This is a genomic window from Roseateles sp. P5_B10 (assembly GCF_056400485.1).
Window position 1 is genome coordinate 1 of sequence record NZ_JBFULE010000695.1, and the last position, 2,775, is coordinate 2,775.

The window sequence follows — 2,775 nt, forward strand, 5'->3', positions numbered from 1 at the left end:
CGCTTGAACCTTTCCAGGTGCACGCCCTTGAGGTTGTCGTAGGCCACAAGCGGCAGCACAGCGGTCTTGTCTTCTTTCGGCGCGAGCGCGCTGTCGTGCCCCATCAGAACGATGTCGCCGGCCCAGATCGACTTCAGCAGCTTGTGCTTGGGCATGGTGCCCGGACGGCGGGTGTGGCTGTCTTCATAGCTCCAGTTGCCGTCAGCCAGCTCGCGGATCAGTTCAAACGTCCGTGCGCCACGGCGAAACGCCAAGCCAACGTGCAAGGAAAAGGGCATCGTTGTTCTCCAGATAGTCGGTGTGGATGAGGCGGCTGTTCGATGCAGTGCTGAGGCCGCCAGCGAACGTGATGACACGCGTAGCGATCAGGTGGAACAGCAGCTCGCGCGAAACATGCAGCTCGGTCGCAAGCTGCTGTATCGAAGCGCCAGATGGGTGAGCCCGCAGGTGCTGGGTGACCCGCGCGAGGTCAGCGGGTTCAAAGTGCCCCTTGGCGTAGCGCAGCACCAGGCGCACGGCGTGGTGCTGGTCTCGCCGCCGCAGTGACTTCTCCGAGATGAGGAAGAACTGCTCGCCGCGCTCGGCCAGATGCCGCGCGGCCAGGTTGAACAGCGCCCGGTACTTGGGCACCTTGGCTTCGAGCTTGACCTCCCAGACCGATGTCCGGCCGTCGAGGGTCTCAACGCGGTAGTCAGGCGTGTAGGTCTGCCCGGGCAGCTCAAGGGACTCGGGCTGAGACGCGATGCACCGGGTCGCGGGGCATAGCGCCGCGACCTGCACAAAGGCGCTTTCGGTGGTGGCCTCGGCCTGGACCGGAGAGAGCAACACGCCCTTCAGGTTCAGAAGGTGGACGGTCCGGGGCGTGGTCGGCTTGATGAGCCGACGGACGGGGGCGTTCATGGCGCACCCCCAAGGCGATCAGCGCCAGCCGCGAGACGAGCGAGCGCGGAAAGAAACGAATCGGACAGGCGTGTCGACGCCTGCGATGGCCAGATGGCTATCCGCATGGGCGGTCCTTTCAAATGGAAGGGATGAGTTCGCCCAGCTACCTCAAGGCTTGACGCCTCAAGGTATGCGGCCCATACTGGCTGCGTAGATGTCCAATCTCGCTGGCCTTCGGGTCAGGCACAAAGCCCAGGGTTGCACCCCCGGGCTTTGTCGCTTCTGGGCGGCAAATTGCTATGGGTTCAGGTGGTCACCTCCTTGATAGGTTGATCGAAGGCCGTCGGGCACGGATCGCGTCCGACTCGACGGCTTGATGCGGAACTAGGCTCGTGCCGGCTCAGCGTTGTCGGCCTGACAGAAGCTGTTCATCCTGCAGCTCGCCAGCCAGCGAGCAACTTCGTGCGTGAGCGCGAAGCGCCCGCGACGGTGCGCGATGGGAAAGACCGGCACGGGCAACTTCCCACGTGCCTTGGCCTGGCGCATCGCAGCTGACGTCCGGAATCCCAGCGTCCGATACAGCGCTGCGCCACCCAAGACTTCACCATGCTGCTCACGCAGGACTTGCTCGATCTCGTGAGCGAGTTGATCTTGGCTGCCGTTGTTCACTGCAGGTTCTCCTTGGCGGCGCCTGGATGGCCGTTGTCACACATCCTATGGATGGACCGTAGGCGCGCCAACGGGAATGATGGTGGTCGAAAGTTCCCGTGCCAGCATCGTCCCGCCGCATGCAAGCTACTGATTCAGCTCGACTTTCTCTCGATGAGTTTTGCGACCGCGCCCAGATCGCGGACAAAACCGGCGCCAGGAGGAGGGCTCCTGAGGACGCTCTTCGAGCGGTGTTCTGGGCCTACTCCCTGCAGGCCAAGACCGGGCTGCCGACGCCCACCGATCACGAGCAGCTTTTCGAATCCGTCACGGCGGGCGGAGAGCAGCGCACGTACCACCTTCACAAGTGGTCCAGCTATTTCTCGGGCCGGCATGTGCCGAGAAGCGTCCTCCCGGTCGTCGAGGCGTCCTTCCCGGGCGCCAGCGCATGCTTAACTAACCCGCTGTGGTCAGCTCTGACTGCGGCTTCGCTGACAAGACGGGAGCTGGAATCACTGATAGCCGGGCTCGACCCGGACATCCAGCTTTTGGTCAAGCGTCGCGGAAGCCAGCCATCCCGCCTCCGATCCGGAGAGGTCGTCATCGACGGCGTTCTCGCTGCCGCGCTCGAGCGCCGCGCGGGGCTGGACGCGCTTACCGCGGCTGTGATCATGCTGCGCATGGCCAATGTCAGCCAGCAACCAGCCGTAGCCTACGAATGGAGTCGCAGCGTGCTGCGCATGCTGGTCGTCCTCGGAGAGCTGTTCACACAGAGGGGTATCGCGCGACCGCTCTTCGAGCTCGTCGAGGAGCGCCTGCTGCCCATGGCAGTGCATGACGGCGCGATGCTGGGATTCTTCGCGTTCAGCTACCTAGACGTCGCTGACCGCTACGCGCAGATGGTGCGGTACATCCGGGGCTTGGAGAACATACGCACAGCGGCCCTGCCCCGCCTTCGGCAGCGAATCCTCGACGGCCACCACGGCTTCGACTGCCTGTTTGCCTTCAATCCGTTTCGTGCGGTGTCGCTTTGCCGCGATCACGCCGGCTCCATCGCAAACCCCCACTGCAGGCCACATCTTTGGAGCTGGAACATGCTTTCCGCCGGCGGACACCGCGGAATGCCGCCTGAGGACGTCTGGTCCGGCAGAAACCTGTGGGCAAGGGCCGAGGGTTCAGCGGCCTGAAGCCGAAGTCAATGTCCTACTTATGGACGCCAACCTGTTTGAGAGCTGCGTCTAGGTC

3 protein-coding genes and 1 pseudogene are annotated in these 2,775 nt (G+C 63.7%); 1 reads left to right on the top strand and 3 read right to left on the bottom strand.

Annotation, left to right across the window (positions count from 1 at the left end):
* The 3 genes and pseudogenes from AC1DU6_RS26115 to AC1DU6_RS26125 form a co-directional block, all read right to left on the bottom strand.
* A pseudogene (locus tag AC1DU6_RS26115) lies at positions 1-278 on the bottom strand (hypothetical protein); the annotation flags it as partial.
* Positions 223-900, bottom strand: a complete 678-nt coding sequence (locus tag AC1DU6_RS26120) for a hypothetical protein (protein ID WP_457324099.1) — start codon at positions 898-900, stop codon at positions 223-225. The gene AC1DU6_RS26120 and the pseudogene AC1DU6_RS26115, both read right to left, overlap by 56 nt.
* 366 nt (positions 901-1,266) lie before the next feature.
* Positions 1,267-1,551: a hypothetical protein gene (locus AC1DU6_RS26125; protein WP_457324098.1), complete on the bottom strand. Its 285-nt coding sequence runs from the start codon at positions 1,549-1,551 to the stop codon at positions 1,267-1,269.
* Between the two features lie 230 nt (positions 1,552-1,781).
* Here AC1DU6_RS26125 and AC1DU6_RS26130 point away from each other — a divergent pair, with 230 nt between their 5' ends.
* Positions 1,782-2,717 (top strand): hypothetical protein, encoded by a 936-nt coding sequence (locus tag AC1DU6_RS26130; RefSeq protein WP_477860679.1) that lies wholly within the window; start codon positions 1,782-1,784, stop codon positions 2,715-2,717.
* Positions 2,718-2,775 lie beyond the last annotated feature (58 nt).

Excerpts from the sequence above, each read along its gene's own strand:
- AC1DU6_RS26120 (WP_457324099.1), bottom strand. The coding sequence starts at position 900 with ATGAACGCCCCCGTCCGTCGGCTCATCAAGCCGACCACGCCCCGGACC.